Origin of the sequence: Desulfosporosinus shakirovi, from assembly GCF_020595055.1 — a bacterium.
Taxonomy (GTDB): domain Bacteria; phylum Bacillota; class Desulfitobacteriia; order Desulfitobacteriales; family Desulfitobacteriaceae; genus Desulfosporosinus; species Desulfosporosinus shakirovi.
On the sequence record NZ_JAJDOO010000001.1, the window covers coordinates 191,330 to 216,604 of the forward strand.

The following is a 25,275-nucleotide window of genomic DNA, read 5'->3' on the forward strand; positions in this document are numbered from 1 at the left end:
TCCTTTATTTCAATGAATTCATTCGTTCCATTGGATGTATTATATCAGTAATTCTAATTCCAAAGGTCTCATTAACGACAACAACTTCGCATTTTGCGATCAATTTTCCGTTGACTATCATATCCACCGATTCTCCAGCTAAACGATCCAATTCAACGACTGAACCAGGTCCCATATCCAGGATTTCCTTAATTGTCTTTTTGGCACGCCCAAGTTCCACGCTTATCTGTAAGGGAACATCGAGAATCAGGCTGAGGTTATCCGATTGTATCATCTGATGGCCCGGTTGCAACGGTGCAAATTGTGCTGGTTGAACAGGGGTCTGCATTCTTCCTTGAGAACTGGACTGTGCAGTCCCATATTGAGGGTAGTCGGCGGGAGCCGAATAAGGTGGCGCTTCATATGCCGGCGGCGGGGATGACTGTGGAGCCTGATATGTTGGAGGCGCAGGTTGAGCAGGGGTAGCCGACGGTGAAGTCGGCTTTGCTGAAGCACTATTCATAGCGCTCAATAATTTATCGACCATCCCTTTGGCTACACTTAGCGGGAGTATTTGAACAAGAGTACTATCGATAACATCTTCTACAACCATTCGAAAAGAGATCCTTACAAGGGGATCATTCTGAGGCAAGAAGTCATGAATAACATCTTTACCGTCTGCCATATCATTGAGAACTAAATTTGGAGGGGTTATATCAACCATTGCATTAAACATGGTTGACATTGAAGTAGCCGCTGACCCCATCATTTGGTTCATCGCCTCAGAAATCCCACTGATTTGAAGCTCTGAGAGCCCTGGTGCCGGGTTTTTTCCATCCCCCCCCATCATCAGGTCTACAATCACTGAACCATCCCGTTGGGAAAGAATCAAGAGGTTAGAGCCTTCAATTCCGACCTTGTATTTAACATCACAAATCACGGAAGGGACAGGATAATCCTCGCGAATCTGTTCCGAAGTCGTTAAGTCGACTTTCGGTGTGGTGATATCCACTTTTTTGCCTAAGAGCTGAGATAATGTCGTAGCTGCGGTACCCATTGAAATATTGGCAATTTCTCCAAGTGTATCTCGTTCCATCTCATTGAGAAGATCATTTGATGATGACGGCAGCTCGGAACTGGATTCAGCCGGAGTCTCTACGTCTGGGTCCGATGTTCCCCGGAGCAAAGCGTCAATTTCTTCTTGAGAAAGCATCCCACTACTCATTTTGTTCCCCTCCTTCCTTTACTATTTCCGTAATCTGGACCGCTAGATGTTCTCCATTCAGACCAGGAACAGATTTAAACTTCATAAACTCTCCTACATAAATTGGCAGTGATTCCTGAACGGATTGATTCAGTGGGATTACATCTCCTTTGGAAAGGTCCAGAAGTTCTCTGACGAGAATTTCCGAAGTCCCTAAAAATACGACCATTTCGACCTTCGCCCACTCAATTTTTTTGCGAATCGCTTGCACCTGTTCTGGAGAACTGACTTTTGCCTGTGATGAAAAGAGAAAAAACGTGCTTAGCTTATCTAAGATGGGTTCGAGCACAAGATAGGGGATACAAATATTAATCATCCCCACAGCTTCACCAATCCTGACTTCCAGAGTTATGAGTACAATCATTTCGTTTGGAGCTACAATTTGGGTAAACTGAGGGTTTGATTCCATTGACAGAAACTGAGGGTTAAGCTCGTATACCTCTGCCCAAGCCTCTTCCGAGATTAAAATCATTTGCCGCAGACGATTTTCAATAATTGTCTTTTCAATTTCAGTCAAATCTCGGTTCTTTTCAGCACCTTCACCTTGGCCTCCTAAAAGTCGGTCCACCACGGCAAACGTAAGCGCTGGACTGACTTCCATTAAGACGGTCCCCTCCAAAGGACTCAACGAGTAGAGAGCTAAAACAGTGGGGTTTGGTAAAGAACGGATGAATTCGTCATAGGTTATTTGCTCAATTGAAAGGACGGCGCTTTCAACAACAGAATGTAAATTTCCAGAAAAGAAAGTAGTAAGCCCTCTGCAATAATTCTCATGAATGTTATGGAGGGAGTGAATCTGATCCTTGGAAAACTTATTTGGACGTTTAAAATCGTACACTCGAATTCGCTTTTGAGTCTTGGTTGTCTTCATTTCCTCAACATCGACTTGTCCATCGGACAACGCATTGAGTAAAGCATCAATTTCACTTTGGGACAAGACGTCTCCCATCAAATCCCCCCCTTCTCGATATTCGATGTTCGCGACGAACATCGAGCCCGTTATTGGTAAACCATAGAAATAAATAGCACATCCGTAATGTTATCATCCGCTACTTCGTTGAGTTGGTTCACTAACTCTTCTCTCAGTCTTTCACGAGCAGCTGGAGTTTGCACATCGTTAAGGGACTTATTAGATAAGACTGTATTAACTCTGTCCTTCAGGAACGCATCCTCTTCCTTTAAACTAACTTCAGCCTTTTCGTCAATTACTTGAACTGTTATATTCGTCTTAAGAAAAGATCCCCCTTGCAAGTTAACTGTGAACTCTCCGATGGGTAGTAAAGGTCCTGATTTTCTGGAAGATTTCACATGCGACTTTTCACTGTCATCGAAAGTTTTGAAAATATACTTTTGTGTTCCAAGGGTTCCACCAACACCTAGTCCCAGGCTCAAAAGTACGGCAACAATCGTAATAACTAAAGATTTTCGATTCATAAAATTGATCAATCCTCCACTTTGAAAATCTGGCAACGCCTGCGAAATTCGGCAATCCGTTCGATAAGGACCTCGATCGGTTCTGACACCACATATTTATTTCCACCCGTTAAGGTAATTACCGTATCCGGGGTTTTTTCCATAGTTTCAATCAGGTCGGAATTTAAAGTGAATTCTTTTCCATTTAATCGTGTCACATTAATCATAAATTCGCCCTTCCGTTAATTACACATTTATCAACTGTCGAAATTCTGCCAAGCCAGTGAAGGACTTGTCCAGTTTCATCCAATATCTTTTGTTCCTTTTGTAACTCCAGCACTCGAAAGGCTGCAGCCTGTTTTGCCTTCAGCCGTTCATATTTCTCAACTTCACGGTGAGCTTCCAATAGGCACCGACGTGCGTTATCCATGACAAGTTCCTGCTCCTTTCGAATCGCTTCACATCGATCTAGTCGTCGTCTCTGTTCTAAAGCAAACACTTGGCAAACCCTAAGTTCCTCCGGTCGATGGCGTCCCGCGTCTCTTTGACTTTCTTGGGCTTCGTGATAATACTCTTTTTGAGCCTCGAAGGCTAGAAGACAGGCTTGCCAACGCTTCATTTCCTGAGCATACTTTCGTTGAGCTGACTCTAAAAATTGTTGAGCTATTTGAAGACTTGCATCCAAGCGGAAGCGAAATCTTGCCATCAGTTTCCACTCCTTTATTCAGAACCACACTTTATCCACTATCCTCAAGGATCTGAATTATTGTTAAGCCAGTAACAACTCTCACATAAAAATCTCCTGCAATTGTTGAAGCGTATCCTTGTATTGAATGTGTTCGTCAATATTTTGTCGAGTAAAAGCCTGAATGCGGTCCATGTGGGCAATGGAAGCATCAATTTTAGGATTACTTCCAGGAGTATACGCCCCAATGTCAATCAAATCCTTGGCGTCACGATAGACTGCGATATGCTCGCGGACCTTACCGGCTAATTCCCGCTGTTCCGTACTAATAACATCATTCATAACCCTGCTGACAGATTGCAAAATATCAATCGCTGGGAACTGATTTTGCATAGCTAGCTCCCTAGTCAAAACAATGTGTCCATCGAGAATTCCGCGAACTGAATCTGCAATCGGCTCATTATGGTCGTCCCCGTCTACCAGAACGGTATAAATTCCCGTAATACTGCCGACTTCCGCCATACCTGATCGTTCCAGCAGTTTCGGCAACAGAGCAAAAACAGAGGGAGGATATCCGCGGGTCGCCGGAGGTTCACCAACTGTGAGGCCTACCTCCCGTTGTGCCATAGCAAAACGGGTTACGGAATCCATCATAAGGAGCACATTTTCCCCTTTGTCCCTGAAATACTCGGCAATAGCTGTAGCCGTAAAGGCCGCTTTTAGTCGCACTAAGGCCGGTTGATCCGACGTGGCCACGATAATGACGGATCGAGCTAAGCCCTCAGGACCCAAATCCTTCTCAATAAAATCACGCAGTTCTCGACCCCGTTCTCCAATCAAAGCGATAACGTTGATATCAGCCACTGTATTCCTTGCCATCATCCCCAGCAATGTACTTTTCCCCACCCCGGACCCGGCGAAAATCCCCATTCGTTGTCCACGACCAATGGTTAAGATCCCATCAATTGTTCGGACACCAACACTCAGCGTATCCATGATTCGAGGACGCAATAAAGCACTGGGTGGTTTGTTTTGCAACGGGTAGGCCGTTTCGGTCTTTAGTGGGCGTCCATCCAGTGGATTTCCTAATCCGTCGAGAATTCGGCCAAGAAGTCCCAGTCCAACCGGCACGGTTAACTTTTGTCGTTGTGAAAGCACACTGTCTCCCGGTGCAATACCTTCGAGTTCTCCGAGAGGCATAAGTAAAGTGGTTGAATCCCGAAAACCAACGACTTCAGCCGGAAGTTCTCGCCCATCTCGCGTGATAATATGGCAATACTCACCCACACTGGCGCGAGGACCAGCTGCCTCCACCATCAGGCCGACAATCTTTGAGACCCTTCCTTGGACCGAAATCGGTTCTGTCTGTTTCACCGTCTGGGTTAAGAGATTCCACGACCCCATGTTCGAGCTCCTCTCGCAAGGTATGTTCCAATTTATCTAATTGAGCTTCAAGCCGACCATCAAAAACCCCTTCCTGGCACTCCAGGAAACAGTCTCCGGCAATCAAAGATTCGTTCGTCACCCACGGACAGGGCAACTGATTATCTTCGAGCCATTGGGCGTCATCAGGGGCCACATGAAGCCGCCACCCTTGGCGTTCAATAGGTAACAGGGTTAAAGCCTGGATAATACCCACCACTAGTTGGGGGTCGACGGCTATAGCAGAACGGACAATGCGTTCGGCGATTTTAATAGCCAGATGAAGTAATTCTTCATCAACTTTTGAGTATTCCTCTTGAACAGCCCTTTGTGCTAACTGAAAGAGTCGATTTGCATTTTCTGTTAATCGAATTCCTTCAGCTTCTCCTGCTTGCTTTCCTTCAAGATAACCCTCTGCCTTAGCTGCCGGATAAATCTCAGATTGTGCATTATCCATAACCTCTTGGCGCAAATGATCGATTTCAGATTGAGCTTGCGCCAGCATCTCCTGGGAACCAACTTCAGCCTTCGTCAAAATCTCTTGAGCACTCTCCTCAGCCTGCGCAAGGATTTTCTGTGCATCCGCTTCAGCTTCAGCTATAATTCTGGCAGCCTGCCCTCTAGCCTCTTCAAAAAACTCTTCTGTTTGCTCTTCAGGGTTCTCCTGCTCAGCAGCTTCCCTCTCATCAATGAGCAGAGAACTTTCGTAGTTCCGACGGTCTTCTTCAACTCTCAGAACTGCTAAACAAGCGGTCAACTGCTGAAACCCTATTAGGGACTCCACCATTCGCGGTGTCGATACCTCAACATTGTGACTTTTGACAATACGTGCGTTAATAGATGATTTCATCGCTACCTCCTCTGGAGATGACAATCGCACCACTTTCCTCAATCTTACGAATTACCTTAACAATGCGTTGCTGCGCCTCTTCTACATCACGCAACCGCACCGGGCCCATAAATTCCATATCGTCTTTGAGCATCTGTCCTGCCCGCGAGGACATATTCGCCAGAATTTTCTGTGCCACTTCGGGATTCGATCCTTTCAAGGCAAGCCCTAAATCCTTAGTTTCCACTTCACGTAAGACCAACTGAATTCCGCGGTCATCCAGCATAACAATATCTTCGAAGACAAACATCTGCCGCTTAATTTGTTCCGCCAAATCAGGATCATCTATCTCCAGAGCATCCATGACGACTTTAACTGTTCCCTGATCTGTCCGATTAAGAACATCTACAATACTCTGAATTCCACCCGATGCAGTATAATCAGTAGGAGCTAAACTAGAAATCTTTCGTTCTAAGACTTTCTCAATCTCTTTAAGCACTTCCGGACTCGTACGACCCATAGTTGCTATGCGTTTCGCCACATCCGCCTGTCGATCTTGGCTAAGGCTGGCCAGTAAGGTGGCCGCTTTATCGACGGGAAGGTGTGTCATGATCAGCGCGATTGTCTGGGGGTGCTCCCCTTGAATAAAGGAGAATAGCTGCTTAGGATCTGTTCTGCGCACAAGGTCAAAGGGCCGCATCTTCAATGAAGTCGATAACCGACTGATGATATCGAATGCTCGAGTTTCCCCCAGAGCCCGTTCCAATACCTCGCGAGCGTATTCCAACCCTCCCCTGGCAATGTAGTCATTAGCCATGCACATCTGATGAAATTCTTCTACAACACTATCCCTGTCTTCTGGAGACACTCTGCCGACATTAGCCATTTCCAAGGTCAACTGCTCTATTTCTCCATCTCCAAGATGTTTAATGACATTGGCTGAATTTTCCGGTCCCAACGAAATCATAAGAATTGCTGCTTTTTGAATTCCAGTTAAAGCTTGCACCATCTACTTGTCCTCCGATAGCCATGTTTTCATAAGACGGGCGGCCTCATCCGAGTTATTACGTGTATAAAGTTCAACAGCCTCTTTAAGCTTTTGCTTCTGGATTTCATCCACCGACTTGGTATGTTTCTGAGCTAATTTCTGCTTTGCCTCTTCCTCTGCGATCTGTTGCGCTAAGAGCATTGCGGCATCAGCCTGAGATACAGGCTCCGAAGCCTCTAACTCCAACAATTTGGCCGCCTTTGCTTTGTTTGAACGCCTTCGCAGATATATAAGTAAAAGTATTAAGCCAAGTAACAGGGTGGCTCCAATCACTCCATATATGACAAGTTGTTGCTGTTTCCGAGCATTTTCCATTGCCAATATGTCATTCTGCAGATCTGTTTTATTAAAGGGAATTGCTTCAACTTGAATATCATCCCCCCGCATTGCGTCCACTCCCGCAGCTGAGGCAACGATGGTTTTAATTTGGTTTAGTTGATCCTGAGTAACAGTGTCCGCATCCGCCATGACCGAGACAGAAAGACGTTTAACACTGCCCGGGCTAATCACTTGTTCCTCTTGTGTGGTATCTACCTGATAGTTAGTAGTATTTGTGTTTTTGGTGGAGGTCGAGTTTACATTTGTATTAACTGGATACGTCGGAGCCCCATTGGCCGGTAATCCAGGTGCCCCTCCGGCCGCTTCAGTACCATTCGTAGTCGTTTCATTAGAACTTTGATCGCTCACCACTGCACCAGGGCCGTTAATCTGCTTAATGATTTTTTTCTGATCAAAGTCCAATACCGCACTAATTCGAACCACAGCCTTACCCGAGCCAAGAACACGATCCAGCATGCTCTGAACTGATTTCCGAGTATCTTCTTCGACCGTTTGTTTGAGTTGATATTGGGTAACTGTCAATTTTTCAGGATCATCGCTTTTTCTCAACATATCTGAGACAACATTTCCGCCGGTATCCACAATCGTCACATTCTCCGGTAACAGTCCTTCCACTGACCCTGACAATAAATTAGCAATGGCGCGGACCTGATCTTCAACAAGGGTCGTGTGAGGGGCAAGTTTCAGAGTTACCGCTGCTGTAGCTGATTTTTGACTTTCAATAAATAATGATTGTTCAGGCATCACGATGTGCACGCGCGCCTCTTCCACACCACTCAGGGTCTTTAAAGTATTCTCTAATTCGTTCTGTAATCCGAGAACATAACGCAGTTTACGGTCAGAGTCCGTCTCCCCCAGCCTCATTGTATCTAGATTGTCGAAGCTGAATTTGCTTTGCTGAGGAAGTCCTGCACTGGCAAGTTGTAAACGAATATCAGCAGATGTCTGTTGTGGGACCATAATTGTCGAACCATTATCGGCTAGCTTATAATCCGCCTTCATGTCTTGTAATTTGGTCCTAATTGCCCCAGCATCAGTGTCGCTTAATTCAGTAAAAATCGGTATGTACTGCGGGCGACCGGCCCACAAAATCAAATAAATTAACATTCCTGCGACCAAAAGGGGAGCCAACACCGTAATTATTTTCTGTGGGCTAGATAGGTTACCCCAAAATGTCTTTACTGCTTCTTTTATTCTGGCCCAAGAAAATTCCACCCTTGGCTCCTCCTTTCATTATTAGATGCGTGAAGCTCAATGCCCCTATACCCCCTAAAAAAGCAAAGCTCAATCGTATTTACTAATAATTGACAATTGCTTCTCTCTTATATTTGCATGCGCATTATCTGGTTGTATGCATCTAAAACTTTATCCCGTGTTGCTACTGTTAGGGACAATGACAGATTTGCCTTTTCCAACGCTACCATCACTTCAGACAAGTCTTGAACTTGACCTGTTGCCAGTTCCAGACTGGCTGAATCAGCCTTAGTTTGCAAGGCATCTACTTGGCTTAGAGCATCACTAAAAAACTTCGCGAAATCTGCGCTGGCTTTTTGAGCCCCGTCCCCAGAGCTGAGAGTTCCCTGAGCAGTTTCAGGTCCTGTCGGAGTGATAGGATTTATTACTCCAAGGGGCATAATAGGTACTATCGGCAAAATGCTCATCTAACTTTTACCCCTTTCCGATCTCCAATGCTCTGGAGGCCATTGACTTACTGACATTGAGTGCTGTTACGTTCGCTTCATAAGCTCGCGATGCAGATATCATATCCACCATTTCTGTGACGATATTTACGTTTGGCTGCCGAATATATCCTACTGGCAATCCCTCCTCTGCAACCCTAGACGCATCCGGCGAATCGGGATTGTATTCTAACTTGAAAGGTTCTGTAACATCATTATAAATCCCAGCTACTTGAACCCCATTGCCAATATTTTGACTGCCCAGAGTTTCCCCTAACACTTTAGAAAACTGTGATTCCGAGGGGCGAGGAACGAACACAGCAACTTGTCTGCTATAAGGAATTTGATTACCCCCAGGGGTTAGTTCTCCGGTACGAGTCGTATTAATATTGGCGATATTGTTAGCCGTTAAATCCATGCGTAAACGCTGGGCGGTTAAACCCGAGGCACTAATATCCATTGCTCCAAAAAGACCCATTAATCTTATCCCCTCCTCATAACACACTCTACAATCGTTTTCCCAATCTCTCCAAGAGGTACAATTCGGTCAGCAAGACCCGCCTCCACCACTGATCTGGGCATCCCATAGACTACACAGCTTTCCTCAGACTCCGCTATTGCAAATCCTTCTAAGGCTTTGAGTTCCTTCATACCCTTGGTTCCGTCACTTCCCATTCCCGTCATGACCACCCCCAAGGTCCCTTTGCCTACAGCCTTCGCTAAAGAAAGAAACATGACATCCACGGAAGGACGATAAAGGGTGGGTATAGGAGATTCCTCTCCTATATGAAGAACAAGCTGTCCTGACTTGCGTTGAATCTGAAGCTGTTTACCAGCCTGAGCTACATATACGTTCCCTGCTTTCAGTGTTTCACCGTGTATTCCTTCTCTGACATTTAAGGCGCAAAGTCCATTCAACCTCTGGGCAAGGGGCCCGGTAAACCCCGGCGGCATGTGTTGAGCGACCAGCACCGGTACGGGAAAATTTCCGGGAAGGGTCGGCAGAACTGCTTGTAAAGCAGATGGACCTCCAGTTGAAGTGCCGATGGCCACAATTTCAACCGGATGCTTTGGCGATATTTCCTTCCCATTACTAACAGCACGTGTGCCTTGTCCCGTGCTTGACATAGCTGGTGAAACAGGAGCGGCAGCCTTTGAGGTTGCCGTGTTAACTGCGCTATTTGTTGTTGATGGGGCCATTGTTCCAGAATATGTTGAGCCCATACCCTTGAGACGTGCGGGATTCACTAAAGCCGCCGCTTTTACCTTCTCGATTAGATCATGGGAAAGTGCCTGCAGATTATCTCCCGGTTTTCCTGAGGGCTTAACTACGACATCAATCGCCCCCAAATCAAGCGCTTTCAACGTGGCTTTAGCCCCCTCGGTTGTCACTGAGCTTAAGATGATCACCGGAGTCGGTTGCCAACGCATAATCTCTTCCAATGCCTGCAGTCCATCCATAATTGGCATCTCGACATCCATCGTCACGACTTGGGGACGAAGAGCTTGGAGCTTCAAAATCCCGTCACGTCCATCTCGTGCAGTATCGATTACCCTGATACCAGAGTCCTGGCTAAGGATTTTTTGCAGGGTTAGCCGCATAAAGGGAGAATCATCAACGATAAGGACCCCAATAGGTTTTTTAGGCACAGACATCATGGTTTGTTTCTCCACCCATGATGTGATCAAGATCCAATAGTATGAGCAGACGCTCCCCTATTTTCCCAACTCCGCGTATGAACTGAGCATCCATTCCTAAGGTAATCGGCGGCGGCGGTTCAATTGCTTCGCTTTCTAAGCGCAAAACTTCGGTTACAGCATCAACTCGAATGCCGAAAACCTTGGTTTGTACTTGCAAGACAATAATTCGACTGAGATCGGTCTCTTCTACACGAGTCATACCAAAACGATTCCGCAAACTAATCACAGGAATTACATTTCCCCGCAGGTTGATTACACCCTCGACATACTCCGATGCTTTAGGCACTCGAGTAATCGGCGGAATTCGAATAATCTCTTGAACACGCATAATATCGACGCCAAATTCTTCAGACCCTAAGCTAAAAGTTACTAATTGTTCTTCTGCCATTGGCTTTACCCTCCCCTTTATCGTTGTTCGTGGTTTAAAGTTCGTAGTTTGACTGATAAAATTAAATGTTAACTTGACTTTTTAAACTTTCTGCTTTGCAAACAAACTAATTAACTAATATTTAAAGGTGATTAATTGAGGTTCGATTTAGCCTTTTCTATTGACCAAGACGTCTTGGAGCAAGGACCCGATATCAAGGATCAAGGTAACCTTGCCATCCCCAAGAATTGTTGCCCCGGCAATCCCCGGGAGATTATTCAGAAAATCCCCAAGGGATTTAATAACAACTTCTTGTTGTCCGCGCAGTTCATCCACGATAAGCCCTAAGGCTTTATCTCCGAAGCCCACAACAACAACAAAAACCTCACCGCTTTCAGACTCGGGAGCAGGTAAATCAAACTTCTCTTGCAGAGAAATTAGCGGCAGGGTGTTGCCACGCAATTGAACCATTGGTAACCCGCCCACGGTTTTAATATCCTCTCGACTGACAAGAAGAGTCTCCAAAACAGAGGAAAGTGGGACCGCATAAATTTCTTGCCCAACCTCTACTAGAAGAGCCTGGATGATCGCTAAAGTCAAAGGTAAGCGAATAGTAAAGGTGCTCCCCTTCCCTCTGCGAGTCGTGATATCCACCATTCCTCCCAGATTATTCAGAGCCTTCTTCACGACGTCCATCCCAACACCGCGACCGGAAATATCCGTTACCACATCTGCAGTGCTAAAACCCGGCAGGAAGATAAGATTGGCAACATCTCGTTCAGAGAGTTCTTCACGTTCTCCAACCAGACCTTTCGAAACCGCTATTTGACGAATCTTATCGAGATCTAAGCCCGCCCCGTCATCCGAGATGAGTATAGCAATATGGTTTCCTTCATGAAAAGCATTCAGGGTAATCGTACCGAATTCCGGTTTACCTGCCTCGCGACGCTTCTCCGGAGACTCTATCCCATGATCCACTGAGTTTCTAATCAGATGCATCAAGGGATCTCCGATAACTTCAACAACCGTCTTATCAAGTTCTGTGTCCTCACCCTTTAAGACAAGGTCGATTTCTTTTCCGGTCTTCTTCGCTAAATCTCTAATCAACCTCGGAAAACGGTTAAAGACAGTGCCAATCGCCACCATTCTCAAGCGCATGACACTCTCTTGAAGGTCATTCATTAAACGTCCTAAATAAACATTAGCCTCATTTAGATTATTGACCATACCATCCGTACTATACTGAGCCTTCAGATCCAAGCCGATTTGCACCAAGCGAGTTCTGGTGATGACCATTTCCCCTACAAGGTTAATCAGATTATCCATCCGTACTGTATCCACTCGGATCGTATGTACTTGGGTGTTGCCCTCCCCTGTTGTGGCTTCGGCAGCCGGAGAAGCAACGGCTTTCACAGACCCTTTAGGTATAGCGGCGGTTTCCTGTTTTGAGATTGGCGTTTTTTTCTCTTCTGCCATAGTCTTGTTGATTTCATTAGGTATTTTATCTAGGTCACCCAGTTCCTCACTGTTAGGATAGGTATGAAGAATAACCTCCACTAACTCGGAAATTTCCAACAGATCCCTTTGAATCTCTTCCTTAGATTCATCAGAGAGAATAAGCATAGAAAAGCTCTCTGCTGTCCCCGCTTCCAACTCTTCGACGCTCGGAAGCAGCTTAATTACTGTTCCCATGCCCTCAATCACTTGCGTAGCCATAACTGCGCGTACAGCCTTCATCAGCGTGTTAGATTCTAAAGCCACATCCACTTGATAAACAGCACGCCCTAAACTATAAGCACTGTTCAGTTTTTCACGTTCATCCAATGTCAATGAGAAGTCCAGCGGGACAAAACTCAACGTTTCTATAACTTCTTCTTCAGAGTGGGAAGCTACAGAAACATCTACACTTTCACCGTTTAATAGCAATCTCATTGAGGAAACCAAATCCTCAAATCCTACCGTTATGTCCTGACGTTGTTCTACTTGGGCCAGCATCGCTTTAACCCGATCTGTCACAGCCAATAATATATCAATCATTTCAAGAGAAACTTCTATTTTACCCTGACGCAACCGATCCAATAAGTCTTCAGCTGCATGTGTCAACGAAACAATCGGTGTGAAACCCATTGTTCCTGAAGCCCCCTTCAAGCTATGTGCAGAGCGAAAAAGATCATTGATCAGACCAATGTTTTCTCCTTCTTTTTCCAATTGCAAAAGCCCTGCTCCAAGTCGTTCAATCTGCTCTTGCGAATCTAATAGGTAAAAATCCAGGAATTCTCCTAACTCGATCCCTTGTTTATTATCCTCATCTCGCCCCAATTTTTCCCACCCCTATCTTTTGGATATTCCTTTAATTACAACACTTTCGGCTCACTTTACTACACTAACATTCTTAATCAAACCTATTCGATATTTCATGTGCATTCTGAGGCAAACATTGTTACTCTCGGCCTATTGATTCGCCTTGGTTTTTTTATTCCTTCAAAAAATTCGGTTTTTGAACTCTCTTCTCTAAATAGTAGCATTAAGTTGCAAAATCGTATATAGTTTGTCGACAAAATCCCAAGGTAAATTTTGTATACCTACAGAATGCACCAATTTACACATATTTACTTGTTTAACAATAGCATCAATAAATAGCCCTACAAATAGTATTTTGGTCATAAATTCATAGGACCTTCGGGTATTTTTTTGTATTATAAGGGTTTATAGGGAAATATTTAGCATAAAATATGCTATATTTCTTTCTTATACCGGGTATAGATTATGAAATTCTATCTTCATAAGACAAATTATTCGACATATAGAGCAAACTATTTATCCTTCAAAAGATAAGGGATCCTCTCCTTATTTAGAGTAATTTTTATTCATGAATGGAATTCTTCAACGATAAAAAACAAACAAGCAGGATGCATAATTACCTACATCCTGCTTGTTTGTTTTAAATAAGAACTCATGTTTCCATAAAAAACGTTAGGTCGTTTTTACACCAATTCATCGACCAATAATCCTGCCACTTGCGTAAAAGAACCTAAAATACCCAAAACCCGTTCCGGAGAAATTTCATCCAATATATCTCCGCTTGGTTGATCTATTATCCTAACCGTAAATTGATCAGATTCATCATGAAGACTAAATTCTAAGCGCTTATTAATAATCCCCATTAATCGATTAAGCTTGTCAGTTGCCTTTTCGACTTCTTCACGCGGAATTTCTTCACGAGCTGAGGGAATTTCCCCCTTGCGATCAATGACCTTACGAGAGGTCTCTAGTGAACGGTCCATCTTTTGTCCGGGAAAAGTATCCATGGGAATCATGGTGGATTGAGTATTTGGTTGAATGGGATTGATCATGATAAATCCCTCCTATATTGACCATTAGCGTTTTAAATTCATCTGGCTGACTGCTGTCGTACTCGCAGCACCATAGGCCTTTGAAACTTGATGTTGTCGCTTGCTACTGCCCATTCGAATCTGCATTGTGTCAATAATAGCTTGGCTGTCTTGCCGTATTTCGCGAAGCAAGTTTCGTCCGGCAGGCGAGACTTTGAAGCCATCGTCAGGTGTCTTCTCAATGAGGGTCTGCAAGCGCTCTCGCTGATTCATCAGGTGGTAAAAGAGCTCCATATCCTGTTTGGTCAAGAACTTTAGCATCTCTTTGGTCAAGAAATGATAGTCCTGCCACAAAGTCTGTACAGCCTTTTCAGTCATCACTTGGCAACCGCTCGATCCACATGAGTTTGTTTCATGGCCTCTGCCCAAGCATCCCGCATTTCAGTAAGCATACTTTTCGCTTGCAACAACTGTTCTACATCCTTTTTGATGTTTCCTTGAATGAGACAGTATTCTGTATACTCATAAAGTTTAGCCCAATTTATCGACAGTTCATAGTTCATATCTAAGGTACGTATAAATTCACGTACAATGTTCTGTACACGTATATTTGCGTTGTGGGATTTTGGTATATTCCCCTGCTCCATCGCCAAAATGCTTTCAGTTAGAAACCGCAACGCTCCGTTATAAAGCAATAATGTCAATTGTTCTGGAGAGGACGTCATCACCTGTTGATTTTTATAGGCATTCGCCATTTGTGGATTCACCATAATAACCCTCCTATATGATCACTTGTGTTCTCCACCGCTACGAAGTAGTCCCAAACGATTCTAACCAACTGCTCTGGGAGTTTAACTGTTGCAAGGCGACTTCCATGGCATTATACCTTTTATAATAGGCGGCTTCCATCATATCAAACCTGTCTTCTGCGCTATAAATTTGCTTTTCGATATCCTTAAGCCTCTCTGCGAAATCGCTTTCTGTATCATATTGAGCATTTGCCGTTGTCCCCGCGATTTGGTTTAATTGCTTCTTGGAATTTTCTAAGCTATCATATAAGCGTCCTACGATCCCCTGACTTTTTGTATCAATAGTACCGTCTGCCTTCGTTGTCCCAACAGCGCCAAACAGATCATTCAGCACATCCGGATTGTTAGACAGAGCCGCCTTTAACTTCTCAGTATTCAGAGTTAGCTTGCCACCTTCGCTATAATCGCCTGTAGTAATCCCAATTGAGGAAGCATTATTATAAGTAACATTTTTGCCAGTAACTTTATCTAAGGTTGTAGAAATGCCAGAAACTGAGTTAGAAAAGGCATTCCGCATACTGTTTATCAGGCTTGTCAAGGTGTCATCATTATGGAGCATCCCGCTCTTAGCCTTAGCCTCCCAAGCGGTAACATCGGAATCCTTCATCGCCGTCTTCTGTTCATCCGTAAGAGGGGTATAATCCTTATAACGAGTTTCATCCACCATGCCATTGAGCTCAGCTAAAATCTTGTTATAGGCGTCGACTAAGGATTGGATACTAGCCACCGCTGTGTCGGCATCAAACGACACACTTATATTGGTTGCATTTGATGATCCCCATACGGGATTGTCACCAGAGTCCATAGATGCACCTGTCGAGACGCCTGTCAGACTATACTTCACACCAGCTATAGTAAACGTATTGCTGGCTTGAGTCAATTCCACCCCATCGAGCTGAAACACAGCGTCTTTACCCGTTGCACTCGAAAATGTCGTGGTATAAACGCCACCATCATTAGTAGTATTAGAAGTACCGAGCTTCAACCCCTCAATAAATTTTTGACCAGAATCAGTAGTGCCGACCGATGAGAGCTGAATCTCTGCTGAAGACCCCGTAGTACTTGTCGAAAGGAAAAAGCGATCCAGTGTGCTATCATAACTGGCCTTAACGTCGAGACCAGACTTATTGATGGCACTGACCACATCATTAATACTATCAGTAGGGTCAACGGTTATAATCTTATTCGTTTTACCGTCACCAATGTTAAGGTTAAAGGAATCAGTTATACCCATATGAGTGGCAAGAGATGTCTTACTAACTGTAGTGTCACTATTAAGTCTATCACTGCTTGTTAGATTTACGCCGGTGGCTAGCTGCGCAACGACCAAGGAATGAGTCACTTCCGCTGCATCCGAGTTTGCTGTGACTGTAGCTACCGAAGTGTTACTGGAAGTGACTTTATGTGGACTTAAAGTTGACTCGAGCTTATAATTAAAGATTGAATCTCGAAAGCTGCTGATATCATCATAAACCTTATTATAGGCAGACTTTTGCCATTCCAATACCGTTTTCTTTTGTAGCAAAGCATCTGCTTTCGCTTGTTGTCCCGCCATTAAATTCTTAACGAGTGCGTCAATATCCATCCCCGAACCTGACAAGCCATAAACCCCTCCGGCTGTATTAATTGACATACCTAAAACCTCCTATCGAAATCTTTATAGCTATATTTTTTTATCCAATAGTATCCCAACATAATCCCGAATCGCTGCAATAGTATCCAGAAAATCTGTGGGCGGGAACTCTTTAAGTACTTTATTAGTATCTTGGTCAACCACTTGCACCATTAGTTGGTTAGTTCCCTTATGAATTTCAAAATGTATATTAGTATCCATTGCTTTAACAAATTTATTTATTGCTTCCGTCAATTGAGTTACTTCTTGAAGATCTCCGGGATTTTTATGGACTTTGTCGTCAGTTGTGGTCGTTAACGATTTATCTGTAATGTCACCCGACTTCCCAGTTGGGACACTGACAAAAGGCTGAGGAATGGAATTTGTCTGTGCTAGATTGGCGGAACCGCCAAAATCTATAGGAGCCTTTACTACGCTAATATCCATATCGAACACCTCTGAATTTAATCATCTAATAGATGTATCGTAAAAAGTGTTATAAAGCTTTAGGGTAAAGATAAGAAAAATCAAAATCACATGCATAGAATTTACTTAGCTAGTGGCTTTGATTTAGACTTGAATATCGAGATTTGCTCCTAAATATGGTTGAACTGACGATTCCATAATTTTGGTCATTTCAGTAGCTAGAGACGTTATTGAGTCAGCTTGGGTCGCTTCAACCCCCATGGCCAATTTCATGACGGATAGACTGGCTTGTTCCTGGACTTTATTATGATTAAGTATTATTGACATGGCTGCTATATCCAATATGGATTCCTCCTCCTTGAGTTCGATTCACACCTAGGATTAGGCTTAAGACTATTAACAATGTCCATCACTCACTTGAATGTTTCTATTTTACCATGCCAATTGATTCATAAACTTCCTCAAGTCATATAGACTCTTATCCTTATCTGATAAGGTAATTTCATCCACCAGATGTGTTGGCCACTCTATCGCTACATCGGGATCGTTCCATCGAATACCTGAATCAAACTCTTTTAAAAATTGGCCGGAACAAAGGTATGAAACAAGGGCACTTTCCGATATCACTAGAAAACCATGTGCAAAACCTTCTGGAATATATAACGCCCTATGATTTTCCGCGCTAAGATATATCCCTTCCCATTGGCCAAATGTTGATGAATGAGGACGCAAATCCACAGCCACATCAAAAATCTCACCAGTTAATGCACGGACTAACTTCGACTGCGGATGCTGCGTTTGAAAATGCAGACCTCGAATAACACCCTTCACAGAGTATGATTCGAAATGTTCAAATACATCTGTCCGAATTCCATTTTGGGCAAATACTTCTTTTTCGTAACTTTTTCTAAAATAACCGCGACTATCCTCAACGAAGAAGGGTCTAACGATTTTAAGTTTTTCTAGCTTAGTATTAATAAATGAAAAATGTTGCATTTTTTAATACCCTTCTACAGATTTTAGCCATTCGATAGTTCGCTCAATTCCGTCCGAAAAAGATATTTCCGGAACAAAGCCTGTATCTTTTTTTACTGCCTGTAAATCAAACATTGAGTAATCTAGAGAAATACCGTTAAATTGTATCTCCCCTAGATTTAACGTCAGCATAGAGTTGACTTCATCACGCATTACCATCAAAAAGTCTTTTAAGGGTTTAGGCTTAAGACTGCCGATATAGTAGTTTTTGTTGGATTGTCCGTACTTACCGATAGCATAAAAGGCCTTTGCCGCATCTGTAATATAGATAAAATCATACATTTGCTCCCCTGATGTAAACGATGTTTTTTCACCAGACAAAAATTTTCGCAATGTAGTATTTACTAAACGGGGCGATATCTCACCAACACCATAGATGTTGGAAATTACACCCACGACATATTCCACACCCATTTCTGTGGCAACTGTGCGCGCCATATAATTCGCCGCAATCTTTGCTGCACTATAAATATTAACTTGACTCGGCCTTTTCGATGTTTCCATTAGTCGAGCGCATTCATATTCCATGATGCTACCCGCAAAAACAAACCTTTTGCAGCCAAGCCTTTGACATGCTTTGACTGCATCGCAACTATATTGAGCATTTTTCAATTGCAGTTCATAACTGGAACGTAGTGAACCAGCTGAACCTTCCCAAGCGAAATGATAAAACGCATCAATATCACGATCGAAAATTCCCTCTGACAGCCGTTCGATTTCATCGAGAGAGCAGTAAACAATCCTGATATTCGGCAATCCATTGATACAGGAATAATCTGATTGTTCATTGCGGATAACCGCAATAACCTTAATCCCCTTGTTTACAAGCTCCTTAACTAAGGCGCTTCCCACAAAGCCATTTGCACCTGTAACTACGACCTTCTTCATTGAATTTCTACAGCCTCTCTGATCATTTCTGCCATATAGTCAATCATCTCATTCGTCATGCCTGGATATACCCCGACCCAGAAAGTATCATTCATGATACGATCCGTATTAGTTAGTTCTCCAATGACTCTGTATCCTGTACCTGATTCTCTCAATTCATCAAAGCAAGGATGTTTTGTTAAATTGCCAGCAAAGAGCATCCTAGTTTGTACACCCTTCCGCTCAAGATATTGCACTATCTGATTACGGTTTAAGTCAGATTTACACGTGATCATAAACCCAAACCAACTCGGAATACTGTTGGCACACGGTTCAGGTAAAATAACCTTATCTTTAATACCATAAAGCGCAGATTTTAAGCGATCAAAATTGTGGCGGCGGCGCTCTACAAAGTTTGGTAACTTTTCAAGCTGTGCACAGCCTATGGCGGCTTGCATATCGGTTGCCTTTAGGTTATAGCCAAAATGAGAATACACATATTTGTGATCATATCCTACCGGAAGCTCACCATACTGGTTATCAAATCTATGTCTGCACAAATTATCTATGCCGGAAGGGCACTCGCAATCTCTCCCCCAGTCTCGGAAAGACTTAATTATTTTAGCTAGGAGAGAGTGACTTGTGTAAACTGCTCCCCCTTCTCCCATGGTCATATGATGAGGCGGATAAAAGCTTGAAGTTCCAATATCTCCTATGGTCCCAGTAAACTTTTTCTCGCCGTTAATAACGTACTTTGAACCGAGGGCATCACAATTATCCTCGACCAACCACAAACTATGCTTGTCACAAAACCCTTTAACAGAACTCAAGTCAAAAGGATTTCCAAGAGTATGGGCAATCATAACCGCCTTTGTTTTATCTGTTAATGCCTTCTCCAGCATGTCCACATCGATATTATACTGAGGAATTGTAACATCGATAAATACAGGAACCGCTCTATATTGAATGATCGGGGACACTGTAGTCGGAAAGCCCGCTGCGACTGTGATAATCTCATCACCACGTTTGATTGCGCGCTCGCCTAACAACGGGGAGGTAAGCGACATAAAAGCGATCAAATTAGCGGAAGAACCCGAGTTAACTAACGCACAATATTGCACACCTAGGTATTGTGCAAATTTCTTCTCAAATTCCTCTGTATAACGCCCAGCAGTCAACCAAAATTCCAAGGAGCTATCCACTAAATTGACCATTTCCTGATGATCATAAACACGTGAAGCATAAGGAATACGATCTCCTGGCTTAAACTCTGGTTGGTTATGGAAGACGCTGTAGTAATTCGCAACCATTTGTAAGATTTGCTCTTTTGCCTGTTGTTCGGTCAAATTTTTAAACAATTCGATACCCCATTCAACCTAAATATTCCACAATCTGTCTATCCATCATATCAGAAACATCACCGTTTGCGAAATATACTTTGGTCCATTCTACTGTTCTTTCTACAGCATCCGATACGCTCCAACGTGGTTTCCATTTGATGGTGGATTTCAGCTTAGAGCAATCCAGCTTTAAAAAATTAGCCTCATGAGGACCGACTTCATACTCAGTTTGCCACGAAAGCCCCTCACCCCAAGAACGGCAAAATAATTCTGCGAGTTCTCCTGTCGTAATACAATCTTTTTCATCTGGGCCCACATTATAGTAATCTGCGCATTTACGATCTTCATATTGTTTTTGTACTATCATTAAGTAGGCAATAAGTGGTTCAAGTACATGTTGGTAAGGTCTTGTCGAATGGGGGTTTCGAACAATGATCTTGTCTCGCCTCTCAGCAGCCCTCACACAATCAGGAATGATTCTATCTTTTGAAAAATCTCCGCCACCAAGCACATTGCCGGAGCGTGCGGTAGAGATTGCAACCCTGCCATCCATAAAAAATGAGTTTTTATAGCTGTGTGTTACCAATTCCGAACAAGATTTACTATTAGAATATGGATCAAAGCCATCTAGGGGCTCATTTTCACGATAGCCCCAAGCCCATTCACGATTCAAGTATACTTTGTCTGTTGTTACATTCAGGACCGATTTCACGCTTTTGCTATTGCGAACAGCCTCTAATAAATTAACCGTTCCCATCACATTTGTTTCATAGGTATAAACCGGATCATCGTAGGAATCCCGAACCAACGGTTGTGCCGCCATATGTATTATAATATCAGGCTGAAACTCCGATACACGCGCCTTCAAATGTTCTCGATCACGAATATCTCCTAAAACCGACTGGGTTGCATGATCAATATTTGCTTCCTTAAATAAGCTGGGGTGGGTCAGAGGGCTTAATGAATAGCCACAGATAGATGCATTGGCCATCTTTAAAATCTTACACATCCATGAACCTTTAAATCCGGTGTGGCCTGTAATAAATACTCTCTTCCCATTAAAAAAGGATAAATCCATTGTCAGTCCCTCCACGGTGCGTGACACTAGTTATTTCGCGATCTGTAAACCAGAAGACCTGTTTATATCCCATACCTTCCAGGGCGCTTCACCGTTTTCCCATAATGTCTCTAAATTAATTTTATCCCTTTGAGTATCCATGCATTTCCAGAACCCGCTATGCTTGTAGGCAACAATCTGACCCTCATCTGCCAGCCTTGCTAAAGGTGAACCTTCAAACGATGTATTATCCCCTTCTATATATTCTAAAACCTCTGGCTCAAGGACAAAAAATCCGCCATTGATCCATGCGTCTAATGTCTTGGGTTTTTCGACAAATTCGAGGACCGAAGCATCGTCATTGAGTCCTAGCGCTCCGTATCTGCCGCTGGGTTGGACAGCAGTAACTGTAGCTAACTTGCCATGGGCTTTATGAAATGCCACAAGTTCATCAATATTAATATCCGCCACTCCGTCACCATAAGTAAGCATAAAGGTCTCATTACCTATATATTTTTTCACCTTCTTAAGTCGACCACCTGTCATTGTATCCATTCCTGTATTGGCAAGAGTAACCTTCCAAGCTTCTACTTCTTCGCTTGAATGGATTTTCAACTTATTCTTTGAAAGATCAAATGTTACATCCGAACCATGCAAAAAGTAGTCAGAGAAATATTCTTTAATAATATGACCTTTGTATCCTAAACAAATAATAAAATCATTAAAAACATAATGCGAATAGAGTTTCATAATGTGCCACAATATAGGGCGCTCTCCAATTTCAATCATAGGTTTTGGCCTCAAATGAGATTCTTCACTTATACGCGTTCCGTAACCACCTGCAAGAATAACGACCTTCATCAGTATTGCCTCTTCTCTTTATAAATCTAAAAAGACATCAGTAATATGCCTTTAATCGTTGAGCAAAAGGATCTAACACATCTTCAGGGAACAAGTTATATTTATACATCAAACACTCACTACAGACGGGGCCTGCATTTTGGGTACCCTCAAGCATATTTCGGCGAAAGTCTGCTAACTGCTGACTATTCCATATCTCTTCAATCGATTGATTGGATATATTGCCGAATACACCAGGATATTTCATAGAACAACAGGGAACAATTGCTCCGTCCGGATTTATCTGTAGCATATAAAATGGCTGAGGGCAAATAGCAACATCCAGAACGGGATTGCCATTTTGGGTAAAATCCAAAGATTTGCCTCCCGCAATATTTCTATAATCAATGTCCTGTACTGCCGGCGCTAAATGCTCAACGGCGATTATATCGCATAATTCTCCAAACATATCATAAAATCTCTTGGTTTCAGCTTCATCATCAAGTGCGCAATCAATAATTTTAATGTAAACGGTTGTCTTTTCTTTATGCTTATAAAAAAAACGTAAATTCTGCAAGAATTTATTCAGATCAATATTTGCTTTCGAAATACCATTATACTTTTCGGCAGTTACACCTTGGATGGAAATCCTCAATCGATCCAGCCCTGACTCAATAAGCGACCATGATAATTTTTCATTGAGGAGAACTCCATTTGTGACAATGTCGACACTCTCGGCAATTTTTTGTAACTTAGCATACCTCACCATTTCGGAAATATTCTTATGTAAAAGAGGTTCTCCGATTCCGGCAAATCTAAGCATTTTAAGTTTATTGGGTAATGGGATCATATCATCGATACACTTCTTATATAAATCAATTTCCATAAATGTTACATCTGATATATACCCGTGTTGCATGCGGGGAAGGGCATGTAAACAATATTCGCATCGAAAATTACAGCCATAAACAGGAAATATCTGCACCAAAAAGGGAGTGGAAAGAGGTAGCTCCTCACCTAAGACAGCGCGTGTAATACCTGTAAGAGTATTAACGTGTTGCAATCAATTCACTCCCCTTCATTATCTTACTGGATCTTACTGTGTATCAAATCTAGAATACATATAACACATTTCACGTTTTTCTACTTTCACAACTATATTAAATTCTTACTTCAGTCAAATAGCTTAATAAGTCTCCCAGCATCATCATCCAAAACTTCCTCTGAATACATGGTATATTTATAGTACTGACATTTTTCACAAATAGAATTATTAGCTTTCTTCTTCAAAAGATGCATTCTTCTAAATGAATTATACTTTTCATTATTCCAAATTGCTCGAACGGATTCTTGTTTGCAGTCTCCCACATATATTGGAAAATCAACATTACAACAGGGAATGCATTTTCCATCTGGATTTATTTGCATCCAGTAAAACGGTTGCGGACAAATATCGGAATATACAAGATTATTACCCAACATATTTTTATTAAAGTCTTTAGAGTGATTGGTATTACTATAACTTGCCTCATTAAGTGGCACTAGATGCTCCACGGCGATTGTATCGGAAATATTACCAAAAATATTTAAAAACGTTGACTCTTCGGCTTCATCTAACATACAATCAATAATCTTAACATGTAAGAGGGTATTCTTCTTTTGTTGGTAAAAGTATTGTATGTTTTTAATGAACATTTCAAAATCAATATCTACTCCTGATATTTGTTTGTATTTTTCCGTATTTATCCCTTGAATAGAAATCCTTAGAATTGATAATCCTGCATTTATTAAATCATTGGAAAGCTGTGGGGTAAGCAACGCACCATTGGTAACTATATCAACAACGTCAGCTACTTCTTTTTCTACAGCATAAGCTACCATTTTAGAGATATCTTTATGAAGTAATGGTTCTCCATAACCGATAAAATGAAGAGCTTTCAGCTTTCGTGGAAAAGTAGCTATATCATCAATACACTTTTTATAAAGTTCAAAATCCATAGAAACCACATCAGAAATATGTCTTCTCATTTCATTACTTATTGAATGTAAGCAGTAATTACATTTAAAATTACAAGCATAAATAGGAAAAAACGTTACAGAATACGGAGTGTCTAAAGGTAGTACTTCTGCCAAAACAGTTCTACTTCCATTTACTGAGTGGCCGTCAATTCTTGTAGCTTTCACTTAATATTTCACCTTTCCTTATACTTATTTTCATCCATCTATTCTATCAAAGAGATCATCGACATCATCGTCCAAAATATCCTCCGGATGAGCAACATCGTTCGGTGCACAGCAGGAAGCACATCCCGTATTAGTACATCGTTCTTTCTTTAATTGCATTTTCCAAAACTTTTTTAGTTCTTTTCCGTTCCACAGCCTAATTAGCCTCTCATGGTTTACATTACCAAGAACTATGGGTTTATAAATAGTATCGCAAGGTTCCACATCCCCATTGGGAAAGATTCCAAGCATATAAAAGGGCAATGGACATACCGCTCTTTTTTGATGCTTTCTTCCGTAACGATCATAGTCAACCTTCATATTTAGGGTAATTTCGACACCTTCATAAGCAGGAAGCATTTTTTCAATATACATTCGATCCGAACAATCATGAAATAATTGGTAAAATTTCTCTTCCTCGCTTCCTTCAAGAGAAACATCCATTATTTTTACAAAAAAGTTCGTATTACTTTTATGCCGGTAAAAGTATTTAATATTCTCCATAAATTTTTCAAAATCTATATTACTTCCACAGATTTCTTTATATTTTTCTGACGACAAGCCTTGCATAGATATTCGCAGCGTATCAAGTCCCGCTTCAATTAATCCGTCTGACATTTCAGGTGTCAATAAAGATGCATTGGTGATTATCTCAATTCTCTCAGCAATATTTGCTTCTTTGGCAAGTTTGACCATTAGTGGTACATTCTTATTTAACAGAGGTTCTCCCTGACCTGTTAAGGAAAGCATTTTTAATTTATTTGGAAATTCCTTAAGTTGTTCTAATATTTTCGTATAGGTTTCCATTGACATATTTTCCGGTACAAAGTCATATTTTTCTTTCATTTTAGGATAACCCAAGGAATATCCACAATAAATGCATTTAAAATTACAATGGGTTGAAGGAAAAACGAATACGCTAAAAGGAGTAGAAAGTGGAATAACATCCGCTAATTTTACTCTATCTATCCCATAGATCGGCTTAATCTCAGATGTCAATTGTTATTC

The 25,275-nt window shown here is 42.3% G+C and carries 28 protein-coding genes; all 28 read right to left on the reverse strand.

Annotation, left to right across the window (positions count from 1 at the left end):
• Window positions 1–4: 4 nt before the first annotated feature.
• The 28 genes from fliY to LJE72_RS01105 all read right to left on the reverse strand — a co-directional run bounded on the left by fliY (window position 5) and on the right by LJE72_RS01105 (window position 25,266).
• Window positions 5–1,204, reverse strand: a complete 1,200-nt coding sequence (gene fliY, locus LJE72_RS00970; protein WP_229245414.1) for a flagellar motor switch phosphatase FliY — start codon at window positions 1,202–1,204, stop codon at window positions 5–7.
• On the reverse strand, window positions 1,197–2,192 hold the full coding sequence (gene fliM, locus LJE72_RS00975) for a flagellar motor switch protein FliM (protein ID WP_229245415.1): 996 nt from the start codon (window positions 2,190–2,192) through the stop codon (window positions 1,197–1,199). The genes fliY and fliM overlap by 8 nt, the downstream gene beginning before the upstream one ends.
• Before the next feature lie 50 nt (window positions 2,193–2,242).
• Window positions 2,243–2,677: a flagellar basal body-associated FliL family protein gene (locus LJE72_RS00980; protein ID WP_229245416.1), complete on the reverse strand. Its 435-nt coding sequence runs from the start codon at window positions 2,675–2,677 to the stop codon at window positions 2,243–2,245.
• Between the two features lie 8 nt (window positions 2,678–2,685).
• Window positions 2,686–2,883 (reverse strand): flagellar FlbD family protein, encoded by a 198-nt coding sequence (locus LJE72_RS00985; protein ID WP_229245417.1) that lies wholly within the window; start codon window positions 2,881–2,883, stop codon window positions 2,686–2,688.
• Window positions 2,880–3,362, reverse strand: coding sequence for a flagellar export protein FliJ (locus LJE72_RS00990; protein WP_229245418.1), 483 nt, complete (start codon window positions 3,360–3,362; stop codon window positions 2,880–2,882). Before LJE72_RS00990 ends, LJE72_RS00985 begins: the two co-directional genes overlap by 4 nt.
• Before the next feature lie 81 nt (window positions 3,363–3,443).
• Window positions 3,444–4,715 carry a flagellar protein export ATPase FliI gene (fliI, locus tag LJE72_RS00995; protein ID WP_229245928.1) on the reverse strand — a complete coding sequence of 424 codons (1,272 nt, stop codon included), beginning with the start codon at window positions 4,713–4,715 and terminating at the stop codon, window positions 3,444–3,446.
• Window positions 4,621–5,613 (reverse strand): FliH/SctL family protein, encoded by a 993-nt coding sequence (locus LJE72_RS26455; RefSeq protein ID WP_229245419.1) that lies wholly within the window; start codon window positions 5,611–5,613, stop codon window positions 4,621–4,623. Before LJE72_RS26455 ends, fliI begins: the two co-directional genes overlap by 95 nt.
• A complete protein-coding gene (fliG, locus tag LJE72_RS01005) occupies window positions 5,597–6,601 on the reverse strand; it encodes a flagellar motor switch protein FliG (protein ID WP_229245420.1) in 1,005 nt (334 codons plus the stop codon). The genes LJE72_RS26455 and fliG overlap by 17 nt, the downstream gene beginning before the upstream one ends.
• Window positions 6,602–8,194 (reverse strand): flagellar basal-body MS-ring/collar protein FliF, encoded by a 1,593-nt coding sequence (fliF, locus tag LJE72_RS01010; RefSeq protein WP_229245421.1) that lies wholly within the window; start codon window positions 8,192–8,194, stop codon window positions 6,602–6,604.
• A gap of 107 nt (window positions 8,195–8,301) precedes the next feature.
• Window positions 8,302–8,640 carry a flagellar hook-basal body complex protein FliE gene (fliE, locus tag LJE72_RS01015; RefSeq protein WP_229245422.1) on the reverse strand — a complete coding sequence of 113 codons (339 nt, stop codon included), beginning with the start codon at window positions 8,638–8,640 and terminating at the stop codon, window positions 8,302–8,304.
• Between the two features lie 7 nt (window positions 8,641–8,647).
• A complete protein-coding gene (gene flgC, locus LJE72_RS01020) occupies window positions 8,648–9,136 on the reverse strand; it encodes a flagellar basal body rod protein FlgC (RefSeq protein WP_229245423.1) in 489 nt (162 codons plus the stop codon).
• Between the two features lie 5 nt (window positions 9,137–9,141).
• Window positions 9,142–10,314 (reverse strand): protein-glutamate methylesterase/protein-glutamine glutaminase, encoded by a 1,173-nt coding sequence (locus LJE72_RS01025; RefSeq protein WP_229245929.1) that lies wholly within the window; start codon window positions 10,312–10,314, stop codon window positions 9,142–9,144.
• Window positions 10,301–10,747: a chemotaxis protein CheW gene (locus LJE72_RS01030; protein WP_073028408.1), complete on the reverse strand. Its 447-nt coding sequence runs from the start codon at window positions 10,745–10,747 to the stop codon at window positions 10,301–10,303. The genes LJE72_RS01025 and LJE72_RS01030 overlap by 14 nt, the downstream gene beginning before the upstream one ends.
• 147 nt (window positions 10,748–10,894) lie before the next feature.
• On the reverse strand, window positions 10,895–13,045 hold the full coding sequence (locus LJE72_RS01035; RefSeq protein ID WP_229245424.1) for a chemotaxis protein CheA: 2,151 nt from the start codon (window positions 13,043–13,045) through the stop codon (window positions 10,895–10,897).
• Between the two features lie 665 nt (window positions 13,046–13,710).
• Window positions 13,711–14,079, reverse strand: a complete 369-nt coding sequence (locus LJE72_RS01040) for a flagellar protein FlaG (protein ID WP_229245425.1) — start codon at window positions 14,077–14,079, stop codon at window positions 13,711–13,713.
• A 24-nt stretch (window positions 14,080–14,103) separates the two neighbouring features.
• The gene (locus LJE72_RS01045) at window positions 14,104–14,436 is read right to left on the reverse strand and encodes a hypothetical protein (RefSeq protein ID WP_229245930.1); all 333 of its coding nucleotides are present in this window, start codon (window positions 14,434–14,436) and stop codon (window positions 14,104–14,106) included.
• The gene (gene fliS / locus LJE72_RS01050; protein WP_229245426.1) at window positions 14,436–14,828 is read right to left on the reverse strand and encodes a flagellar export chaperone FliS; all 393 of its coding nucleotides are present in this window, start codon (window positions 14,826–14,828) and stop codon (window positions 14,436–14,438) included. The genes LJE72_RS01045 and fliS overlap by 1 nt, the downstream gene beginning before the upstream one ends.
• A 37-nt stretch (window positions 14,829–14,865) precedes the next feature.
• On the reverse strand, window positions 14,866–16,500 hold the full coding sequence (fliD, locus tag LJE72_RS01055) for a flagellar filament capping protein FliD (RefSeq protein ID WP_229245427.1): 1,635 nt from the start codon (window positions 16,498–16,500) through the stop codon (window positions 14,866–14,868).
• Between the two features lie 30 nt (window positions 16,501–16,530).
• The gene (locus LJE72_RS01060) at window positions 16,531–16,926 is read right to left on the reverse strand and encodes a flagellar protein FlaG (RefSeq protein ID WP_229245428.1); all 396 of its coding nucleotides are present in this window, start codon (window positions 16,924–16,926) and stop codon (window positions 16,531–16,533) included.
• Window positions 16,927–17,049: 123 nt separating this feature from the next.
• Window positions 17,050–17,247, reverse strand: a complete 198-nt coding sequence (locus tag LJE72_RS01065; protein WP_229245429.1) for a YjfB family protein — start codon at window positions 17,245–17,247, stop codon at window positions 17,050–17,052.
• A gap of 90 nt (window positions 17,248–17,337) precedes the next feature.
• Window positions 17,338–17,901, reverse strand: coding sequence for a dTDP-4-dehydrorhamnose 3,5-epimerase (gene rfbC, locus LJE72_RS01070; protein WP_229245430.1), 564 nt, complete (start codon window positions 17,899–17,901; stop codon window positions 17,338–17,340).
• A 3-nt stretch (window positions 17,902–17,904) separates the two neighbouring features.
• Window positions 17,905–18,828: an NAD-dependent epimerase/dehydratase family protein gene (locus LJE72_RS01075; RefSeq protein ID WP_229245431.1), complete on the reverse strand. Its 924-nt coding sequence runs from the start codon at window positions 18,826–18,828 to the stop codon at window positions 17,905–17,907.
• Complete coding sequence (gene rfbH / locus LJE72_RS01080; RefSeq protein WP_229245432.1) at window positions 18,825–20,165, reverse strand: lipopolysaccharide biosynthesis protein RfbH; 1,341 nt, start codon at window positions 20,163–20,165, stop codon at window positions 18,825–18,827. The genes LJE72_RS01075 and rfbH overlap by 4 nt, the downstream gene beginning before the upstream one ends.
• Window positions 20,166–20,178: 13 nt before the next feature.
• Complete coding sequence (gene rfbG, locus LJE72_RS01085) at window positions 20,179–21,225, reverse strand: CDP-glucose 4,6-dehydratase (RefSeq protein ID WP_229245433.1); 1,047 nt, start codon at window positions 21,223–21,225, stop codon at window positions 20,179–20,181.
• Between the two features lie 30 nt (window positions 21,226–21,255).
• Window positions 21,256–22,065 (reverse strand): glucose-1-phosphate cytidylyltransferase, encoded by an 810-nt coding sequence (gene rfbF / locus LJE72_RS01090; protein WP_229245434.1) that lies wholly within the window; start codon window positions 22,063–22,065, stop codon window positions 21,256–21,258.
• Between the two features lie 37 nt (window positions 22,066–22,102).
• Window positions 22,103–23,107 carry a radical SAM/SPASM domain-containing protein gene (locus LJE72_RS01095; RefSeq protein ID WP_229245435.1) on the reverse strand — a complete coding sequence of 335 codons (1,005 nt, stop codon included), beginning with the start codon at window positions 23,105–23,107 and terminating at the stop codon, window positions 22,103–22,105.
• Window positions 23,108–23,217: 110 nt separating this feature from the next.
• On the reverse strand, window positions 23,218–24,228 hold the full coding sequence (locus LJE72_RS01100; RefSeq protein ID WP_229245436.1) for a radical SAM/SPASM domain-containing protein: 1,011 nt from the start codon (window positions 24,226–24,228) through the stop codon (window positions 23,218–23,220).
• Between the two features lie 30 nt (window positions 24,229–24,258).
• Window positions 24,259–25,266 carry a radical SAM/SPASM domain-containing protein gene (locus LJE72_RS01105; protein ID WP_282437808.1) on the reverse strand — a complete coding sequence of 336 codons (1,008 nt, stop codon included), beginning with the start codon at window positions 25,264–25,266 and terminating at the stop codon, window positions 24,259–24,261.
• Window positions 25,267–25,275: the final 9 nt, after the last annotated feature.

Excerpts from the sequence above, each read along its gene's own strand:
- fliY (WP_229245414.1), bottom strand. The coding sequence starts at position 1,204 with ATGAGTAGTGGGATGCTTTCTCAAGAAGAAATTGACGCTTTGCTCCGG.
- fliM (WP_229245415.1), bottom strand. The coding sequence starts at position 2,192 with ATGGGAGACGTCTTGTCCCAAAGTGAAATTGATGCTTTACTCAATGCG.
- LJE72_RS00980 (WP_229245416.1), bottom strand. The coding sequence starts at position 2,677 with ATGAATCGAAAATCTTTAGTTATTACGATTGTTGCCGTACTTTTGAGC.
- LJE72_RS00985 (WP_229245417.1), bottom strand. The coding sequence starts at position 2,883 with ATGATTAATGTGACACGATTAAATGGAAAAGAATTCACTTTAAATTCC.
- LJE72_RS00990 (WP_229245418.1), bottom strand. The coding sequence starts at position 3,362 with ATGGCAAGATTTCGCTTCCGCTTGGATGCAAGTCTTCAAATAGCTCAA.
- LJE72_RS26455 (WP_229245419.1), bottom strand. The coding sequence starts at position 5,613 with ATGAAATCATCTATTAACGCACGTATTGTCAAAAGTCACAATGTTGAG.
- fliG (WP_229245420.1), bottom strand. The coding sequence starts at position 6,601 with ATGGTGCAAGCTTTAACTGGAATTCAAAAAGCAGCAATTCTTATGATT.
- fliE (WP_229245422.1), bottom strand. The coding sequence starts at position 8,640 with ATGAGCATTTTGCCGATAGTACCTATTATGCCCCTTGGAGTAATAAAT.
- flgC (WP_229245423.1), bottom strand. The coding sequence starts at position 9,136 with ATGGGTCTTTTTGGAGCAATGGATATTAGTGCCTCGGGTTTAACCGCC.
- LJE72_RS01025 (WP_229245929.1), bottom strand. The coding sequence starts at position 10,314 with ATGTCTGTGCCTAAAAAACCTATTGGGGTCCTTATCGTTGATGATTCT.
- LJE72_RS01030 (WP_073028408.1), bottom strand. The coding sequence starts at position 10,747 with ATGGCAGAAGAACAATTAGTAACTTTTAGCTTAGGGTCTGAAGAATTT.
- LJE72_RS01040 (WP_229245425.1), bottom strand. The coding sequence starts at position 14,079 with ATGATCAATCCCATTCAACCAAATACTCAATCCACCATGATTCCCATG.
- LJE72_RS01045 (WP_229245930.1), bottom strand. The coding sequence starts at position 14,436 with ATGACTGAAAAGGCTGTACAGACTTTGTGGCAGGACTATCATTTCTTG.
- fliS (WP_229245426.1), bottom strand. The coding sequence starts at position 14,828 with ATGGTGAATCCACAAATGGCGAATGCCTATAAAAATCAACAGGTGATG.
- fliD (WP_229245427.1), bottom strand. The coding sequence starts at position 16,500 with ATGTCAATTAATACAGCCGGAGGGGTTTATGGCTTGTCAGGTTCGGGG.
- LJE72_RS01060 (WP_229245428.1), bottom strand. The coding sequence starts at position 16,926 with ATGGATATTAGCGTAGTAAAGGCTCCTATAGATTTTGGCGGTTCCGCC.
- rfbC (WP_229245430.1), bottom strand. The coding sequence starts at position 17,901 with ATGCAACATTTTTCATTTATTAATACTAAGCTAGAAAAACTTAAAATC.
- LJE72_RS01075 (WP_229245431.1), bottom strand. The coding sequence starts at position 18,828 with ATGAAGAAGGTCGTAGTTACAGGTGCAAATGGCTTTGTGGGAAGCGCC.
- rfbG (WP_229245433.1), bottom strand. The coding sequence starts at position 21,225 with ATGGATTTATCCTTTTTTAATGGGAAGAGAGTATTTATTACAGGCCAC.
- rfbF (WP_229245434.1), bottom strand. The coding sequence starts at position 22,065 with ATGAAGGTCGTTATTCTTGCAGGTGGTTACGGAACGCGTATAAGTGAA.